At 57.5% G+C, this 15,328-nt stretch carries 10 protein-coding genes; 5 read left to right on the top strand and 5 right to left on the bottom strand.

Annotated elements, in window-relative coordinates:
- Positions 1-89: 89 nt before the first annotated feature.
- Entirely contained in the window at positions 90-308 is a 219-nt protein-coding gene (locus B150_RS23275) for a Flp family type IVb pilin (protein WP_155860070.1), read from the top strand.
- A 6-nt stretch (positions 309-314) separates the two neighbouring features.
- Here the strand turns inward: B150_RS23275 and B150_RS0113885 are convergent, their stop codons facing one another.
- Both B150_RS0113885 and argJ read right to left on the bottom strand, forming a co-directional pair.
- Positions 315-560, bottom strand: a complete 246-nt coding sequence (locus B150_RS0113885; protein WP_020400544.1) for a hypothetical protein — start codon at positions 558-560, stop codon at positions 315-317.
- 160 nt (positions 561-720) lie between these two features.
- Complete coding sequence (gene argJ, locus B150_RS0113880) at positions 721-1,965, bottom strand: bifunctional glutamate N-acetyltransferase/amino-acid acetyltransferase ArgJ (RefSeq protein ID WP_035921791.1); 1,245 nt, start codon at positions 1,963-1,965, stop codon at positions 721-723.
- Positions 1,966-2,236: 271 nt separating this feature from the next.
- Between argJ and secA the strand changes: the two genes are divergently transcribed.
- Both secA and B150_RS0113870 read left to right on the top strand, forming a co-directional pair.
- A complete protein-coding gene (secA, locus tag B150_RS0113875; protein ID WP_020400542.1) occupies positions 2,237-5,050 on the top strand; it encodes a preprotein translocase subunit SecA in 2,814 nt (937 codons plus the stop codon).
- Positions 5,051-5,295: 245 nt separating this feature from the next.
- Positions 5,296-6,135: a hypothetical protein gene (locus B150_RS0113870; RefSeq protein WP_020400541.1), complete on the top strand. Its 840-nt coding sequence runs from the start codon at positions 5,296-5,298 to the stop codon at positions 6,133-6,135.
- Positions 6,136-6,351: 216 nt separating this feature from the next.
- Here B150_RS0113870 and B150_RS0113865 read toward each other — a convergent pair whose 3' ends face one another.
- Positions 6,352-7,338 (bottom strand): ribonucleotide-diphosphate reductase subunit beta, encoded by a 987-nt coding sequence (locus tag B150_RS0113865; protein WP_020400540.1) that lies wholly within the window; start codon positions 7,336-7,338, stop codon positions 6,352-6,354.
- Positions 7,339-7,623: 285 nt separating this feature from the next.
- Here B150_RS0113865 and B150_RS21155 point away from each other — a divergent pair, with 285 nt between their 5' ends.
- Positions 7,624-8,847: an efflux RND transporter periplasmic adaptor subunit gene (locus B150_RS21155; protein WP_020400539.1), complete on the top strand. Its 1,224-nt coding sequence runs from the start codon at positions 7,624-7,626 to the stop codon at positions 8,845-8,847.
- A 9-nt stretch (positions 8,848-8,856) separates the two neighbouring features.
- Positions 8,857-11,973, top strand: coding sequence for an efflux RND transporter permease subunit (locus B150_RS0113855; RefSeq protein ID WP_020400538.1), 3,117 nt, complete (start codon positions 8,857-8,859; stop codon positions 11,971-11,973).
- Positions 11,974-12,039: 66 nt separating this feature from the next.
- On the opposite strand, the gene B150_RS0113850 is transcribed toward B150_RS0113855, so the two are convergent.
- Positions 12,040-13,875, bottom strand: coding sequence for a ribonucleoside-diphosphate reductase subunit alpha (locus B150_RS0113850; RefSeq protein WP_020400537.1), 1,836 nt, complete (start codon positions 13,873-13,875; stop codon positions 12,040-12,042).
- A 350-nt stretch (positions 13,876-14,225) separates the two neighbouring features.
- Positions 14,226-15,179: an acetyl-CoA carboxylase carboxyltransferase subunit alpha gene (locus tag B150_RS0113845; RefSeq protein ID WP_369408038.1), complete on the bottom strand. Its 954-nt coding sequence runs from the start codon at positions 15,177-15,179 to the stop codon at positions 14,226-14,228.
- Between the last annotated feature and the right edge of the window lie 149 nt (positions 15,180-15,328).

The raw sequence follows: 15,328 nt of genomic DNA, 5'->3' as shown, positions 1-15,328 counted from the left end.
GTTTTAGTCAAATTCAAGCTTTAACCGACTGTTTACGCATCGCGCGCAGGGTGGGACATTGGCAGCTGGGCATGAGCGGAGAAATGCACATGAAACTGGGTATTTGGTGGCGGCGCACATGGGGTTCTCCCCCGGCGCTCGGGAAACTTTTTGGCGACCGGAGCGGGGCTACGGCCGTTGAATATTGCCTGATTGGCGCCCTGATTGCGGCAGGTCTCGCAGCAGGCATCGGCACCTTGGCGGATTCGGTTCTGGAAATCTTCGATCTACTTGGTACCGAAGTCGATACAGCGGGCGACGAAGGTTAAGCGGCGTTAGCTGAACGCCGCTTCACGGTAGAGATCGTCAGCATGCTGACGGCGCGCCCGAACTTTTTTCTCATCCGTATGCTCGAGACGGTCGTTGATCACACGGCGTGCGCGCGTCACTTCGCGCTGCATATACTCAAGCTCGGCCAATTTTTCCGGGCTTTCGTCGTTATACCGGCCCAGCGCCTCAGCAAGTGCGCTATCAAGCTCGTTCAAGAACTTCAGTTGCAGTTCCAGGTTTACAGTTGGCATCTTTCTTCTCCGGCAACATGCTACTCAGCAATACCCCGGTCACGTCCATGCATAGCGCATGCCAACAATAAATCTCTTTATTTTCAAATACTTGAATGGAAAAACAAAAAGGCCCGGCAGCTTTGTCCGGGCCTTTTTATTAGTGGTGGGCAGCTTTCGCCTAGCTGCGGTAATCCGCGTTGATGCGGATGTAATCGTAGGTCAGGTCGCAGGTCCAGACTGTTGCTGTCCCCTCACCCACACCCACGTCAATGCGGATGTCGATTTCCTGGCCTTTCATGTGCGCCGCGGCATCCGGCTCATGATAGCGCGGGTGCACTGCACCCTTGTGCGCCACATGTTGGCCGCCAATCCAGATTTGTAGCTTGTCCCGCTCTGCTGCCTCACCGGATTTGCCGACTGCAGCCACAAGGCGGCCCCAGTTGGCGTCCTCGCCCGCAATAGCGGTTTTCACCAGCGGGCTGTTGGCCACGGACTTGCCGATGATGCGCGCGGCTTCATTGCTTTCAGCACCTTCAATGGTGATGGACACGAACTTCGTTGCCCCTTCACCGTCGCGCACAATCTGCTGCGCGAGGTCAGTCATCACTTCCTCGAACTTCGCGCGGAAATCCGCGATACGCGGGTCGTCCGGGTCATCGATCGGGTCATAGGTCGCGCCCGCACCTGTCGCAACGGCGATGCAGGTGTCGTTGGTGGACGTGTCACCGTCCACCGTAATGCTGTTGAAGCTGCGGTCGGTCGTCTCACTGAGGATTTTCTGCAGGCAGTTGTGGGTCACAGCCGCATTCGTGAAAATGAAGCCGAGCATGGTGGCCATGTCCGGCGCAATCATGCCCGAACCCTTGGCGATGCCCGAGATGACAACCGGACGGCCCTCAACGGTTGCCACACGGCAGCAGCCCTTGGGGTAGGTGTCGGTGGTCATGATAGCGCCCGCGGCTTCCCGCCACATGGCGCCAGACATGCCGTCATAGATGCGGCCGAGCGGCTTCTCAAACAGATCACCGTTAAGGGGCACACCAATCACGCCGGTGGAGCACAGCAGCACTTCCTCAGGCTGGCACCCGACAATCTTCGATGCAACTTCCGCCGATTTGGTTGCGGCTTTCATGCCTTTGTCGCCAGTAAAGGCGTTTGCGTTGCCGGCGTTGACCACAAGCGCATGTGCCTTGCCACCGGTTTTCTTGAGCGCAGCGCGGCACCAGTCCACAGGAGCGGCCGGCGCTTTGGAGCGCGTGAACACGCCAGCAGCCACCGCGCCTTCCTTGAAGACGGCGAACAGGAGGTCGGGTCGTTCCCGCTTTCGGAATCCCGCATGCATTGCTCCCATCTCGACACCGGGTACGGGCAGGAGATTCGGGAAATTAGCAGGTGCCAGTGGGGAAATTTTAGACTCGGCCATAAGTGTCATCCGTCCTATGAAAAATGAGCGGGCATAATGCCTTGATAATGTGACAAGAGCAAGATTTCGCCTCTCATTTTGGTCATTTGGACGCAGAGTTGGCCAGCCCAGTTGACAGATGGCGGGCAGATACTTATCTGTGCCTGCAATCCTGTAGTGACAAACTGCATATATTAATAAAGTCACCTATTAGCTGTTTTGCGGATCATTTTTTGCGGTCTGCCATGAGAACGACACCGCGTGACGACCAAGGGCAGGCCAGGGAAACATTATGCTGGGACTAAATACACTCGCCAAAAAAATCTTCGGTTCGGCGAACGACAGGTACCTCAACAAGCTGAAGCCGAAGGTCGAAGCGATCAATGCGCTTGAGGCCGAGTACGAAAAGCTTTCGGACGATGAGCTGAAAGCCAAAACACAGGAATTCCGCGACCGCCTAGAAGGTGGTGCGACGGTTGACGACCTGCTGACCGAAGCCTTTGCTGTTGTGCGCGAAGCCTCCAAACGGGTGCTTGGTCTGCGTCACTATGACGTGCAGCTTATTGGCGGCATGGTCCTGCATGACAACAGCATTGCAGAGATGAAAACCGGTGAGGGTAAAACCCTCGTGGCGACCCTGTCGGCATACCTCAACGCGCTGCCCGGCAAAGGCGTGCATGTGGTCACCGTAAACGACTATCTGGCCGAGCGTGACGCCGCGACCATGGGCAAGCTGTACGGCTTCCTTGGCCTCACCACGGGTGTGGTTGTTCCGGGCAAATATGACCAGGAACGCCGCGACGCTTACGCCTGCGACATCACCTACGGCACCAACAACGAACTGGGCTTCGATTACCTGCGCGACAACATGAAGTCGCACCGCGACGAGATGGTCCAGCGAGAATTTCACTATGCCATCGTCGACGAAGTGGATTCGATCCTCGTCGACGAAGCACGTACACCGCTGATCATCTCCGGCCCAACCGACGACAAGTCTGAGCTTTATATCGCGATCGACCAGATCATCGCGCAGCTCTCCGCCGAAGATTATGAGAAAGATGAAAAAGCCCGCCATGTGTCCCTCACCGAAGACGGCACCGAGAAGGTAGAGCAAATCCTCAAAGATGCGGGCCTGTTGCAGGGCGACGACCTGTACGACTATGAGAACACCGCTATCGTGCACCACGTGGACCAGGCGCTTAAGGCGCACACCATGTTCGAGCGCGACACGGACTATATCGTCAAAGGCGGCAAGGTTATCATCATTGACGAGTTCACGGGCCGTATGATGGAAGGCCGCCGGTACTCGGGTGGCCTGCACCAGGCGCTTGAAGCCAAGGAAGGCGTCGAGATCCAGCCGGAGAACCAGACGCTGGCGTCCATCACGTTCCAGAACTATTTCCGTATGTACCCCAAGCTTGCGGGCATGACCGGTACGGCTGCTACCGAGGCTGAAGAATTTGGCGACATCTACGGCCTCGGCGTTGTGGAAATCCCAACCAACGTTCCGGTGACACGCGTTGATGAGCACGATGAGTTTTACCGTACGGCCAAGGAAAAATTCGACGCCATTGTCAAAGATATCGATGAAGCGCAGAAAAAAGGCCAACCGGTTCTTGTCGGCACAGTGTCGATCGAGAAGTCCGAGACCCTGTCCGCTTTCCTCAAAAACAAGAAGATCAAACACCAGGTGCTGAACGCCCGCTTCCACGAACAGGAAGCGTCGATCGTCGCACAAGCCGGTCGCCTTGGTGCTGTTACTATCGCCACCAACATGGCGGGCCGTGGTACTGATATTCAGCTTGGCGGTAACGCTGAGATGCGGATTGAGGAAGAAACCGCGGGCCTTGAAGACGCGGCTGAGATCAAGAAGATCACCGACCGCATCAAGGCTGAAGTCGCGGAAGAGAAGAAAAAGGTGATTGAGGCCGGTGGCCTTTATATCATCGCGACCGAGCGTCACGAAAGCCGCCGGATCGATAACCAGCTGCGTGGCCGCTCCGGCCGTCAGGGTGACCCGGGTCGTTCCAAGTTCTTCCTGTCGCTGCAGGACGACCTGATGCGCATCTTCGGCCCCGAGCGCATGGACAGCATGCTGGTCCGCCTCGGCATCGAAGAGGGTGAAGCCATCATCCACCCTTGGATCAACAAGGCGATTGAAAAAGCCCAGCAGAAGGTGGAAGCGCGCAACTACGATATCCGGAAAAACCTCGTCAAGTTTGACGACGTGATGAACGACCAGCGCCGCGTGATCTACGAACAACGCCGCGAGATCATGGACGCCGACGAGGTCGCCGAGACCATCAAGGACATGCGCGCGGACGTTGTGCACCATATTGTCGAGAAAGCCATTCCACCAAAATCCTACCCTGAACAGTGGGACCTCGACGGTCTGCAGTCTGACGTACAGAATTACCTCGGCCTCGGTGTCGACGTGCATGCATGGGCAAATGAGGAAGGTGTGGACGACAACGCCATCATCGAACGCCTTGAAGATGCGTCCGACAAGATGATGGCAGCGAAAGTCGCGAAATACGGCCCGGAATTCTGGCGTGGTATTGAGAAGAGCCTGCTCCTGCAAGTGGTTGACCAGGAATGGAAAGACCACCTGCAGAACCTTGACCACCTGCGTCAGGGCGTGAGCCTGCGTGCTTACGGCCAACGTGACCCGCTCAATGAATACAAGACCGAGGCTTTCTCGCTTTTCGAGTCCATGCTTTACCACATGCGCGAGCACGTGACGCAGCTTCTGTGCCGCATTGAGCTCGCACCGCAATTGGACCCAGCGGAACTGGAACCCAAAAGCCCAAAGATCTTCCATGAAAGCCACCCGGCACCGGAAGGTGCTGTAGGCGGCGGCAGCAGCCAGGGTGGTTTTGACCCCAACGACACCAGCACATGGGGTGAAGTACCGCGCAACGCGCCCTGCCCTTGTGGCTCTGGCGAGAAGTTCAAGCATTGCCACGGCGACGTGCGTTCATCCGGCATGCCGGCTGCGGCAGCAGCGGCCCAGCCCGCCCGCAATCCGCTTGAGGGTGTCGGCCGCAATGACGCCTGCCCTTGCGGGTCTGGCAAGAAGTTCAAACACTGCCACGGCCAGCTTTAGGCGACTGGCTGGCGAATCACGAAAGCCCGCGATCCTTTTCGCGGGCTTTTTTGTTGGGAAAATCGTCCACATTTCTGTGTAATAGGTACAAAGACGGTGGCCATCACACCATCAAGACGGAACAGAATGGCAGATTTCTGCCATTTTCAGCACGCCCCTTCATGAACGCCATGTGAACGGCGGCCTCAGCTTTGCGTCAGCCTTCCTCAGCTAATGTTGCATCATCAACAGCGGAGGAATGAGAAATGAAAACGTTCAACACCAAACTGCGCACTTTGGCCACTGGGGCAACCTTGGCGCTGCTTGCGACTGGTACCGCACTGGCCGACCCGTCCTACTACGGCAACGGCTACAAGGGTGGCAGCTACGTACGCTCGACCGAATTTCGTTTCGACAATCCGGTAAAGATCTTTGTGAACGTAGACATCCGCGACCGCAGCAGCCGCCGGGAAGACCGGTTTGAAACGGTGACCGAACAATCGATGCGCGCGAATATGCCAAACTATATCCGTATCGTGGATAATCCACGCTACGCCGACATCGTGATTGATGTGCGTGAGGAGGACTATGACCTCGACCGCCGCATTGTCGACCGTGACCGTGAAGGCGACCGTTATAACCGCATCAATATGCACGCGATCAACCACTGTGGTCCGGCTTACAAAGCGTCCTACACCGTGGTCAAGGAGCGCCTCGACACCAAAGCACGCTATACGGTGCATGTGACCACCGAAGGTGTTGGCCGCGAGCGCGAACGTATCACTGCCCGTGCCGATAGCTACCTGACATACGGTGAAGATCTTCGTGCGCACAACCGCTGCGGTGCCGAGCCAACGAACCGGTTCCCGAACCAGCACGTGGCTGCCCTGTTTGAGAATGCTTCTGGTGCAGGTTTCAATCGTGTCACGAACCAGATCCGCCGCGAAACCGCCGCCGACCTTGGCCGCAAGCTCGCCGGTGAGATCCGCAGCAATGTTGACGACTATTACGCTTCTCTGGCCGTGCGTTACGCCCATGGTGGCCACTATGGCAACCCGGGCAAAGGCCACGGCAAGCACAAGATGTCCCACGGCCGGTGGGACTAGTGAACACCAGGTCCGCGCCCTTGCCCCTGAGACCCTGGGCGCAGACACCAGGCCGGTTACTCCTCCTCGCTAGCTAACCGGCCTGGCGGTGTTCCACCTCAAGCACCCGAGCCTCCCTCTCGGGTGCTTTTCTTATGAAAAAGGCCCCGCACCATTTGCTGGTGCGGGGCCTTCCTATTCGGCTCCCTGTGCCGATCTGAACCTTTGGGAACTGCGTTAGTTGAACGCTTCGTCCCACGAACCCTGTGTCGCCGCTTTCGAGTATTCCGTTGCACGGTTCTCGAAAAAGTTGGTGTGCTCAACAGCGTTCAGCATGCTGTCGAGCCACGGCAGCGGGTTCTTGTCGATGTCGTAAAGCTCATCAAGGTCAAGCTGGTCAAGGCGGCGGTTCGCGATATAGCGAATATATTGTTTCACTTCCGCAGCTGTGAGGCCTTCAACCGCCCCCATGCCGAAGGCAAGGTCGATGAACGCGTCTTCATGCTCCACAATTGTACGGCACGCTTCGGTAATCTGCGACTTGAGGTCGTCATCCCAGATTTCCGAGTTTTCGCTTACGAAGGTTTTAAAGAGCTTGATGATGCTCTCACAGTGCAGCGTCTCATCGCGCACCGACCAGCTGATGATCTGGCCCATGCCCTTCATTTTGTTGAAGCGCGGGAAGTTGAGCAGCATGGCGAAAGAAGCGAACAGTTGCAGGCCTTCGGTAAACGCGCCAAATACGGCCAGCGTCAGCGCGATAGCCTTGTGGTCGTTCACATTGAACTGCTGCATATAATCATATTTGTCCTTCATCTCCTTATAGTGGAGGAAGGCGGAATATTCAGCTTCCGGCATGCCGAGCGTGTCAAGCAAGTGGCTATAGGCGGCAATGTGAACCGTCTCGATGTTCGAGAAGGCTGCCAGCATCATCTGCACCTCAGTGGGTTTGAACACCTTGGTGTAATGCTTCATGTAGCAGTTGTTCACCTCAATGTCCGACTGGGTGAAGAAGCGGAAAATCTGCGTCAGCAGGTTTTTCTCACCGTCCGTCAGTTTGCGCGCCCAGTCGCGCACGTCTTCCGCGAGGGGCACCTCTTCCGGCAGCCAGTGAATCTGTTGCTGCGTCAGCCAAGCCTCATAGGCCCACGGATAACGGAAGGGTTTGTAAACATGACGTTCTTCCATCAGGCCCGAAAGCTGCTTTTCACCGGTGTCGGCCATTTTGCCCCTGTCTCCCACGCGTAAATATTGCTGATTTCCGGCGCCCAAGCCCGCCGGCGAAGCGGCAGTATAACCCTTCAGCTTGTAGGAGCAAACTCAGAATGTACTAGATTTAGTATAAAAAGCGCTTGCCAAGAATTTCCATAGAATGCCCGTTCGCGTGAATCGCCAGCTTCGCTCATACCACGTTTTTTTTTGTGACGAGAACGTGATCTGACCCATTTTTGAATTTCCAACGTAATATGATAAGCATTCTTAACTAGCCAGCATAACAGGGGGTACGCGGTGCAAACGACCGAAGTGGAGACCCATGAAGGGTCGAAAAGCAAAGTCAGGACATTGGGGCGCGTGACCACCCTCCTCTTCAGCGTGCTCATTCTGGTGGGTGCCGCTTTTCTCATTGTGCTCATCAATAGTACCGAACCCAAAGCGGAACGTGAGGCCGCAACCCGCGAAACAGCCATGCTTGTGGACGTCACAGCGGTAACCCAAGCTACCCACCGCCCCATCATCAGCGGGCTCGGCACCGTTGAAGCCGCGCAGGACATCGCACTCATGCCGCGTGTTGCAGGGCGTGTTTCCAGCATATCAGAGCATTTCATCCCCGGCGGCTTTGTGCAGGCTGGCGAGACACTGCTCACCCTCGATCCCGCAGACTATGAAAATATGGTAGCCCAGCGCGAAAGCATGGTCGAGCAAGCGGAGAGCGATCTGGCGGTTGAGCGCGGCAGGCGCGATGTCGCCCGGCGCGATTTTGAAATCCTTGGCAAGGATATGGACGACAAAAATCCCTCGCTCGCACTCAGAAAACCGCAGTTCGAAGCGGCAAAAGCAGCACTCAAGTCAGCTGAGGCCATGCTTTCCCAAGCCAAGCTGGATCTCGCTCGCACGAAGGTTACTGCCCCCTTTCATGCGCAGGTCCTCTCGCGCAACGCCAATATAGGCTCAGAGGTAAGTACCAGCACCACCCTTGCTCGCCTCATCGGCGTAGATGAATACCATGTTGTGATGAGCGTTCCGCTCGCAAAACTTTCCCAAATAGCCATTCCCCGTCCAGGGGAACCGGGCGCTGCAGTGAAACTGCGGGACCGCGCAGGTTGGCCTGAAGGCACTCACCGCACGGGCAATATCCTGAGCCTCATTGGAGCAATCGACGGCGATACTCGTCTTGCCCGCGTTCTGGTTAGTGTGAAGGACCCTTTGGCATTGGAACAGCCGGAGGGCACGCCTGTACTTCTTGTCGGCTCCATCCTGTTTGGTGAAATAGAGGGCCGCGCGCTTGAAAATATTATACGCATCCGGCGCGAACACCTGCGCCAGGGCGACACCGTATGGGTTATGCAGGGCGATAAGCTGGATATCCGCGACGTGACGGTTGCCTTCGGCGATAGCGAGTTCGCCTATATCTCAGACGGGCTTGCACATGGCGAAATGATCGTTACCAGCACCCTCGCAACCGTGGCCGACGGTGCGCCGCTGCGCACAGGCGCAGTCGCGAACGACGGTTAGGGCGCAAACATGGCAGATTTTGAACGCGACCCTGCCCTGGAGAAGGGCCCGATAGCCTGGATGGCCAATAATGCCATCGCCGCAAACCTTGCGATGATGGTGCTTTTCATTGGCGGCATATGGTCTGCCCTCAATATTCAGAAGGAAGTCTTCCCACAGTTCGAGCTTGATATCGTCAATGTGGACGTGTCCTACCCTGGGGCCGCGCCGAGCGAGGTGGAAAGCGGTATCCTGCAGCCCATTGAGGAAGCGGTGCGGCAAGTGGAAGGCATCCGCGAGATTACCTCTGAGGCGCGTGAAGGCAGCGCCAGTGTCGAGATTGAGTTTGTCGCGGGCACTGACCGCATGAAGGCCTTCCAGGATGTGGATCAGGCCATCGCCCGCATCCGCACCTTCCCTGAGGAAGCCGACCGGCCAGAGGTGGAATTGCAGGGCCGACAGCAGGAAGCCATGCAGCTTGGCCTTTATGGCCCGGTGGATACCTGGACCCTGAGGAAACTGTCTGAACAGCTGCGCGACCACCTGCTGAGCGACCCGAACATCACGCAGGTCGAGCTTGGCAACGTGCCGGACTATATCACCCATGTGGAAATTCCGACCGAGGTGCTGCGCACCTATGGCCTGACGCTCCCCGAGGTCGCAAACATCATTGAAGCATCAAGCCAGGATATTCCGGCGGGCGCCATCAACAGCCATGACGGGGTGATCCTTCTGCGCCTGCAGGAACGTAAGGTATGGGCGGAAGAGTTCGCGAATATCGAGATTGTCGCGAACGCAAGCGGCGCGACGGTGCGCCTCTCTGACATCGCCACCATCACTGACGGGTTCGAGGAAGGCAACTTCCATAGCCGCTTCAATGGTGTGCCCTCGGTCGAGCTTGAGGTGTTCCGCACCGGTACACAGTCCCCGCTTGAGATTGAAGAAGCGGTATACCGCGTGATGGCGGAGTATGAGCGCTCATTACCGCCCGGCGTGGTGTGGCGCATCGACAGCAACAACGCTGAGGAATACCGCGACAGGCTTTACCTGCTGCTTGAAAACGGTGCACTATCCGTTGTTATCGTACTGGCGATCCTGTCGCTGTTCCTCGCCATCCGCCTCGCCTTCTGGGTGATGATGGGCATGGCTGTTTCCTTCATCGGCGGCATCCTGTTCCTTGGGCCCCTTGGGGTCAGCATCAATATGATCTCGATGTTTGGCTTTCTCGTCGCCCTCGGCATCGTGGTGGATGACGCCATCGTGGTCGGTGAAAACACCTTTGAGGCACGCAAGAAATACCAGAACCCGCTGACCGCAGCGATTGTGGGCGCGCGCAGTATTGCGGCCCCCGTCACCTTCTCCATCCTCAGTAACGTAATCGCCTTCATCCCGCTTCTATTCATCCCGGGCGAGACTGGCAAATTCTGGTGGCCGTTGCCGGTGGTGGTGATGACCGTGCTGATCATCTCGCTCCTTGAAGCGCTGTTTATCCTGCCGTCCCACCTCGCCCACGTTGAACGCGGCGAAGGAGGCAACCCAGTGTTCCGCTGGATCAAGGACCGGCAAACCGCGTTTGCTAACCACTTCGACCGCTTTGTGCGCACGCACTACAGCCGCGTGCTCGATATGTGCTTGCGCAACCGCTATGTAACCATCACCGCAGCTATCGCGCTGCTTGCCGTTGCCGGCAGTTACGCGCGCAGCGACCATATGGGCATGGTCATGATGCCCGAAGTATCAGCGGACGAGATCGAGGCTGGCGTGCGCCTGCCGGTTGGCACCACGCCGGAGCAGGCCGGCAAAATGGCACTCGCCATCACCGAGGCCACCCGGCAGATGTATGAGGAACATGACCTCCACCTCGCAGCAGAGGGCATCAAGACCAATGTACGCGGGCAGAACTTCCTCGATATCGAGATTGTCATGCGCCCACCCAATGAGCGCAGCATGACTGCCAAGGAGCTGATCCAGCTATGGCGGGATGAGCTTGGCGATATTCAGGGTGTCGACCAGATTACCTTCGAGGCCGAGCGCGGCCCCGGTGGCTGGCAACAGGATATCAGCATCGACCTCAGCCACACGGATATCGATGTGTTGGCCGAGGCTAGCCAAGCCCTGATGGCAACCATGCGCAGCTTTGAAGGCGCGGCGGATGTGAATGATAATTACGACGCCGGCAACAAACGCATCGACTTCCGCCTGCGCCCCGAGGGCCGCGCCCTTGGCTTGACGCCTGAGGATGTGGGTGACCAGCTGCGCGGTGCCTTCTTTGGCGCACTCGCCATCCGCCAGCTCCGCGGCACCAACGAGACCGAAGTGCGGGTAAAGTTGCCCGAGAGCGAACGGTCTGATCTCGCCAGCTTGGAGAACTTCGTCATCCGCACGCCGGACGGCATTGAAGTGCCCATTCTGGACGTGACCGAGTTTGAATATACGGAAGCCTTCAGCTCCATCACCCGCCGGAACGGGCGGCGTGTGGTGACGGTCTCGGCCGACATAGAGCCCAAACGCCGTGTAGTGCAGGTGGTAACGGCCCTGACGGAAGATGTCATGCCCAAGCTGCAGGCCGACTTTCCCGGCCTGACCTGGAGCTTCCAGGGCAGCCAGGCGGAGATGCGGCGCTCGACACAGGCGCTGTGGGGCGGCTTTGGCCTCGCCATTTTCGTCATCTACGCGCTGCTGGCCATCGCGTTCAAAAGCTACGCGCAGCCGTTCATTGTGCTTTGTGCCATCCCGTTCGGCATCATCGGCGCGGTCATCGGCCACATTATCATGGGCTTTGACCTGTCGCTCATCAGTCTTATGGGTATCGTCGCGCTTTCGGGCGTCGTGGTGAACGACAGCCTGATCATGACCGATTATGCCAATAAGAACCGGGAAGGACGATCAGCCCATGACGCCATCCATATGGCGGGATTAAGGCGTTTCAGGCCGATTATCCTGACCACGCTCACCACCTTCGGTGGGCTGACACCAATCCTTCTTGAGACCACCCTGCAGGCGCAGCACCTGATCCCCATGGCCATCTCGCTTGGCTTCGGTATCGTGTTCGCCACCGCCATCATCCTGATCCTCGTGCCCTGCCTCTATATGACGCTTGAGGATATCAAGGGCCTACGCCCCAAGGCGGTCAAAGCAACGGCTTAGCCCACCAAAACAAACACCCCCGACCAGACGGCCGGGGGTGTTTTTTTATTCGTCAGGCTAACCGCCTTATTGACAGGCGAGGCATTCCTCATAGTCGGTCGAGCCGCCACCAAGCTGAAGCTGCACTTCCGGCTTTTCGCGTTTCTTGTGCGAACCGGTTGCCACCACTTCCGCACGCTTGATCGACTTCGAGCGGCAGTAGTAGAGGCTCTTGAGGCCACGCTTCCAAGCCTGATAGTGGATCTGGTGCAGGTCACGCTTGTGCACGTTCGCCGGCAGGAAGATGTTCACCGACTGAGCCTGCGAAATATATTCCGCACGGTCCGCTGCCAGTTCAACCACCCAGCGCTGGTCCAGTTCAAACGCGGTCTTGAACACGTCCTTCTCGTCCTGCGTCAGGAAGTCGAGATGCTGGACCGAGCCCTCACGGATGGTGATCGACGTCCAGATTTCTTCGGTGTTCTGGCCTTTTTCCTCAAGCAGTTTGCGAAGCGCGCGGTTATGAACGATGAAGTTGCCGGAAAGCGTCTTCTGGTTATAGCTGTTGGCTGCAATCGGCTCGATCCCCGGGCTTGCGCCGCCACAGATGGTGGAGATGGATGCAGTCGGTGCAATCGCCGTCTTATTGGAGAAGCGCTGCATGATGCCGTAATCAGCCGCATCCGGGCACGGGCCGCGCTCGTAAGCAAGCGCTTCCGAAGCCGCGTCAACCTGCGTCTGGATATGCTTGAAGATCTTCTTGTTCCAGGCCTTCGCCATCGCGCTTTCAAACGGGATCATATTGTCCTGCAGGAAGCTGTGGAAGCCCATCACTCCAAGGCCAACCGAGCGTTCGCGCATCGCGCTGTAGCGTGCTTTGGCCATTTCGTCCGGCGCGCGGTCGATGAAGTCCTGCAGTACGTTATCAAGGAAACGCATCACGTCAGGGATGAAGTGCTCGTGGTCCTTCCACTCCTTGTAATATTCAAGGTTGAGGGACGAGAGGCAGCAAACAGCCGTACGCTCGTTGCCAAGATGGTCGATCCCGGTCGGGAGTGTGATCTCGGCACAGAGGTTCGAGGTCTTGACCGTGAGGCCCGCAAGCTTGTGATGCTCAGGGATCTGGCGGTTTACGGTGTCGTTATAAATAATATAGGGCTCACCGGTTTCAACACGCGCAGTCAGGATACGGATCCAGATGCTGCGGGCGGAAACGGTACGAACGACGTGACCGTCTTTCGGGCTTGTAAGCGCCCATTCTTCATCGGCTTCAACCGCGCGCATGAAGGCGTCAGACACCAGCACACCATGGTGCAGGTTCGGCGTCTTGCGGTTCGGGTCACCACCTGTCGGGCGGCGCAGTTCGATAAATTCTTCGATTTCCGGGTGGCTGACCGGCAGGTAGATCGCAGCAGAACCACGACGCAGGGAACCTTGGGAGATTGCGAGGGTGAGGCTGTCCATCACACGAACGAAGGGCACAATCCCGCTCGTTTTGCCAACACCGCCGACGGTCTCACCGATCGAGCGCAGGTTACCCCAATAGGAACCAATGCCACCGCCCTTGGACGCCAGCCACACATTCTCGGTCCACAGGCCCACGATGCTGTCGAGCTTGTCCTGCGCTTCGTTGAGGAAGCAGCTGATCGGCAGGCCGCGGTTGGTGCCACCGTTCGAGAGAACAGGCGTCGCCGGCATGAACCAGAGGTTGGAGATATAGTCATAAAGCCGCTGCGCGTGCTCTTTGTCATCCCCATAGAAGGAGGCGACGCGCGCGAACAAATCCTGGTAGCTCTCGCCCGGCATCAGGTACCGGTCTTCCAGCGTTGCTTTGCCGAATTCGGTGAGGAGTGCGTCCCGGCTGCGGTCTACTTCAACCGCGCCACCGCGCCCAAACTGTGTGACTTCAAACATTGTGCCCATTCTCCCTGTGTCCGCCCTAGCCACGCGGCGCTGACTCCTTTTCCGCATCGAGAACACGCCCATTGTGCCCGATTACAGAACAAAAGTCGAACGTATCAACTTTGCGCAAATATATCAGTAACTTACTTGGAAGCCTCGGCCGAAGTCCCCCGTCCGAGTCGCAACCGCGAAGCAAGGTGTGTAGGATAAGGTCGAAACGAGGTTTTCGTCAAGATAAAGTGGGAAGAAAGTTTAACCCCACTAAATCTAGTGATTTGCCCCAGACAACACAAAGGCCCGCCCCACCATATGTGGGGCCGGGCCTTTGCTTTATTCGTCTGGAGCCTAGGCTACACCACGATTCGCGTGAGTTAAAGGCTCTTTGATCCCATTTCGAGGAATTTTGCGCGGCGCAGTTCCTTGAGCCGCGCACCATCAACACCGGCCATATCGCGGAGCGAACGCTCAAGCGCGTCGCCGAGCATATTCATCGCGCGTTCGCTGTCGCGGTGCGCGCCGCCAAGCGGCTCGGGTACGATCTCGTCAATCACGCCAAGCTTCAGGAGGTCCTGCGCGGTGATCTTGAGCGCGGTTGCAGCGTCAGATGCTTTTTCATTGGTGCGCCACAGGATGGAGGCACAGCCTTCAGGCGAGATAACGGAGTAGATGGCATGTTCCATCATCAGCACGCGGTTGGCAGCAGCAATGGCGACAGCACCGCCCGAACCACCTTCTCCGACGATACAGGTGACAAGCGGCACTTCCACATCAAGGCAGCAGTCGGTCGAGCGTGCGATGGCTTCCGCCTGGCCGCGTTCTTCCGCACCCACACCCGGGTATGCGCCCGAGGTATCAACAAGCGTCAGCACCGGCAGGCCAAAACGGTCCGCCATTTCCATCAGGCGGATGGCTTTACGGTAACCCTCAGGGCGCGCCATGCCGAAGTTATGCTTGATACGGCTTTCGGTGTCCCAGCCCTTCTCGTGGCCCATGACCACACAAGCTTCACCGCGGAAGCGCGCGAGACCGGCGAGCAGCGCCTGATCTTCACCAAACGCGCGGTCACCGGCGAGCGGGGTAAAATCTTCAAACAGATGGTTCACGATATCGCCGAAGTGCGGGCGCTCCGGGTGCCGGGCCACTTGCATCTTCTGCGTGGGCGTGAGGCCCGCATAGGTTTCCTTGAGAAGCTTGCCGAGTTTGCTTTCAAGCTGACCAACCTCTGCACTGAGGTCAACGTCACCGGCACCGCCCTTGAAGCTCCTGAGTTCGCGTATCTTGCCTTCAAGTTCAGCAATCGGTTTTTCAAACTCGAGAAACGTCATCATATCTTTAGCACCCGTATGTTTTGGCGACTGTTCCATGGTTACAGTAAACCATGATTTATCGAGGCGCGCAAAATCCTTGATGCGGCCTCCAATGTCAAGTTTTGTCCTCTACGCTTAAACATAAGCACGGACGCTACGGATTCCAA

Origin of the sequence: Kordiimonas gwangyangensis DSM 19435 = JCM 12864 (assembly GCF_000375545.1) — a bacterium.
GTDB classification, from domain to species: Bacteria; Pseudomonadota; Alphaproteobacteria; order Sphingomonadales; family Kordiimonadaceae; genus Kordiimonas; species Kordiimonas gwangyangensis.
This window is presented reverse-complemented; position numbering and strand designations above follow the sequence as displayed.

What these genes read in the sequence shown, in the direction of transcription:
- B150_RS23275 (WP_155860070.1), top strand. Translation starts at nt 90, where the DNA reads ATGAAACTGGGTATTTGGTGGCGGCGCACATGGGGTTCTCCCCCGGCG.
- B150_RS0113855 (WP_020400538.1), top strand. Translation starts at nt 8,857, where the DNA reads ATGGCAGATTTTGAACGCGACCCTGCCCTGGAGAAGGGCCCGATAGCC.
- B150_RS0113845 (WP_369408038.1), bottom strand. Translation starts at nt 15,179, where the DNA reads ATGACGTTTCTCGAGTTTGAAAAACCGATTGCTGAACTTGAAGGCAAG.
- secA (WP_020400542.1), top strand. Translation starts at nt 2,237, where the DNA reads ATGCTGGGACTAAATACACTCGCCAAAAAAATCTTCGGTTCGGCGAAC.
- B150_RS0113865 (WP_020400540.1), bottom strand. Translation starts at nt 7,338, where the DNA reads ATGGCCGACACCGGTGAAAAGCAGCTTTCGGGCCTGATGGAAGAACGT.
- argJ (WP_035921791.1), bottom strand. Translation starts at nt 1,965, where the DNA reads ATGGCCGAGTCTAAAATTTCCCCACTGGCACCTGCTAATTTCCCGAAT.
- B150_RS0113870 (WP_020400541.1), top strand. Translation starts at nt 5,296, where the DNA reads ATGAAAACGTTCAACACCAAACTGCGCACTTTGGCCACTGGGGCAACC.
- B150_RS0113850 (WP_020400537.1), bottom strand. Translation starts at nt 13,875, where the DNA reads ATGGGCACAATGTTTGAAGTCACACAGTTTGGGCGCGGTGGCGCGGTT.
- B150_RS0113885 (WP_020400544.1), bottom strand. Translation starts at nt 560, where the DNA reads ATGCCAACTGTAAACCTGGAACTGCAACTGAAGTTCTTGAACGAGCTT.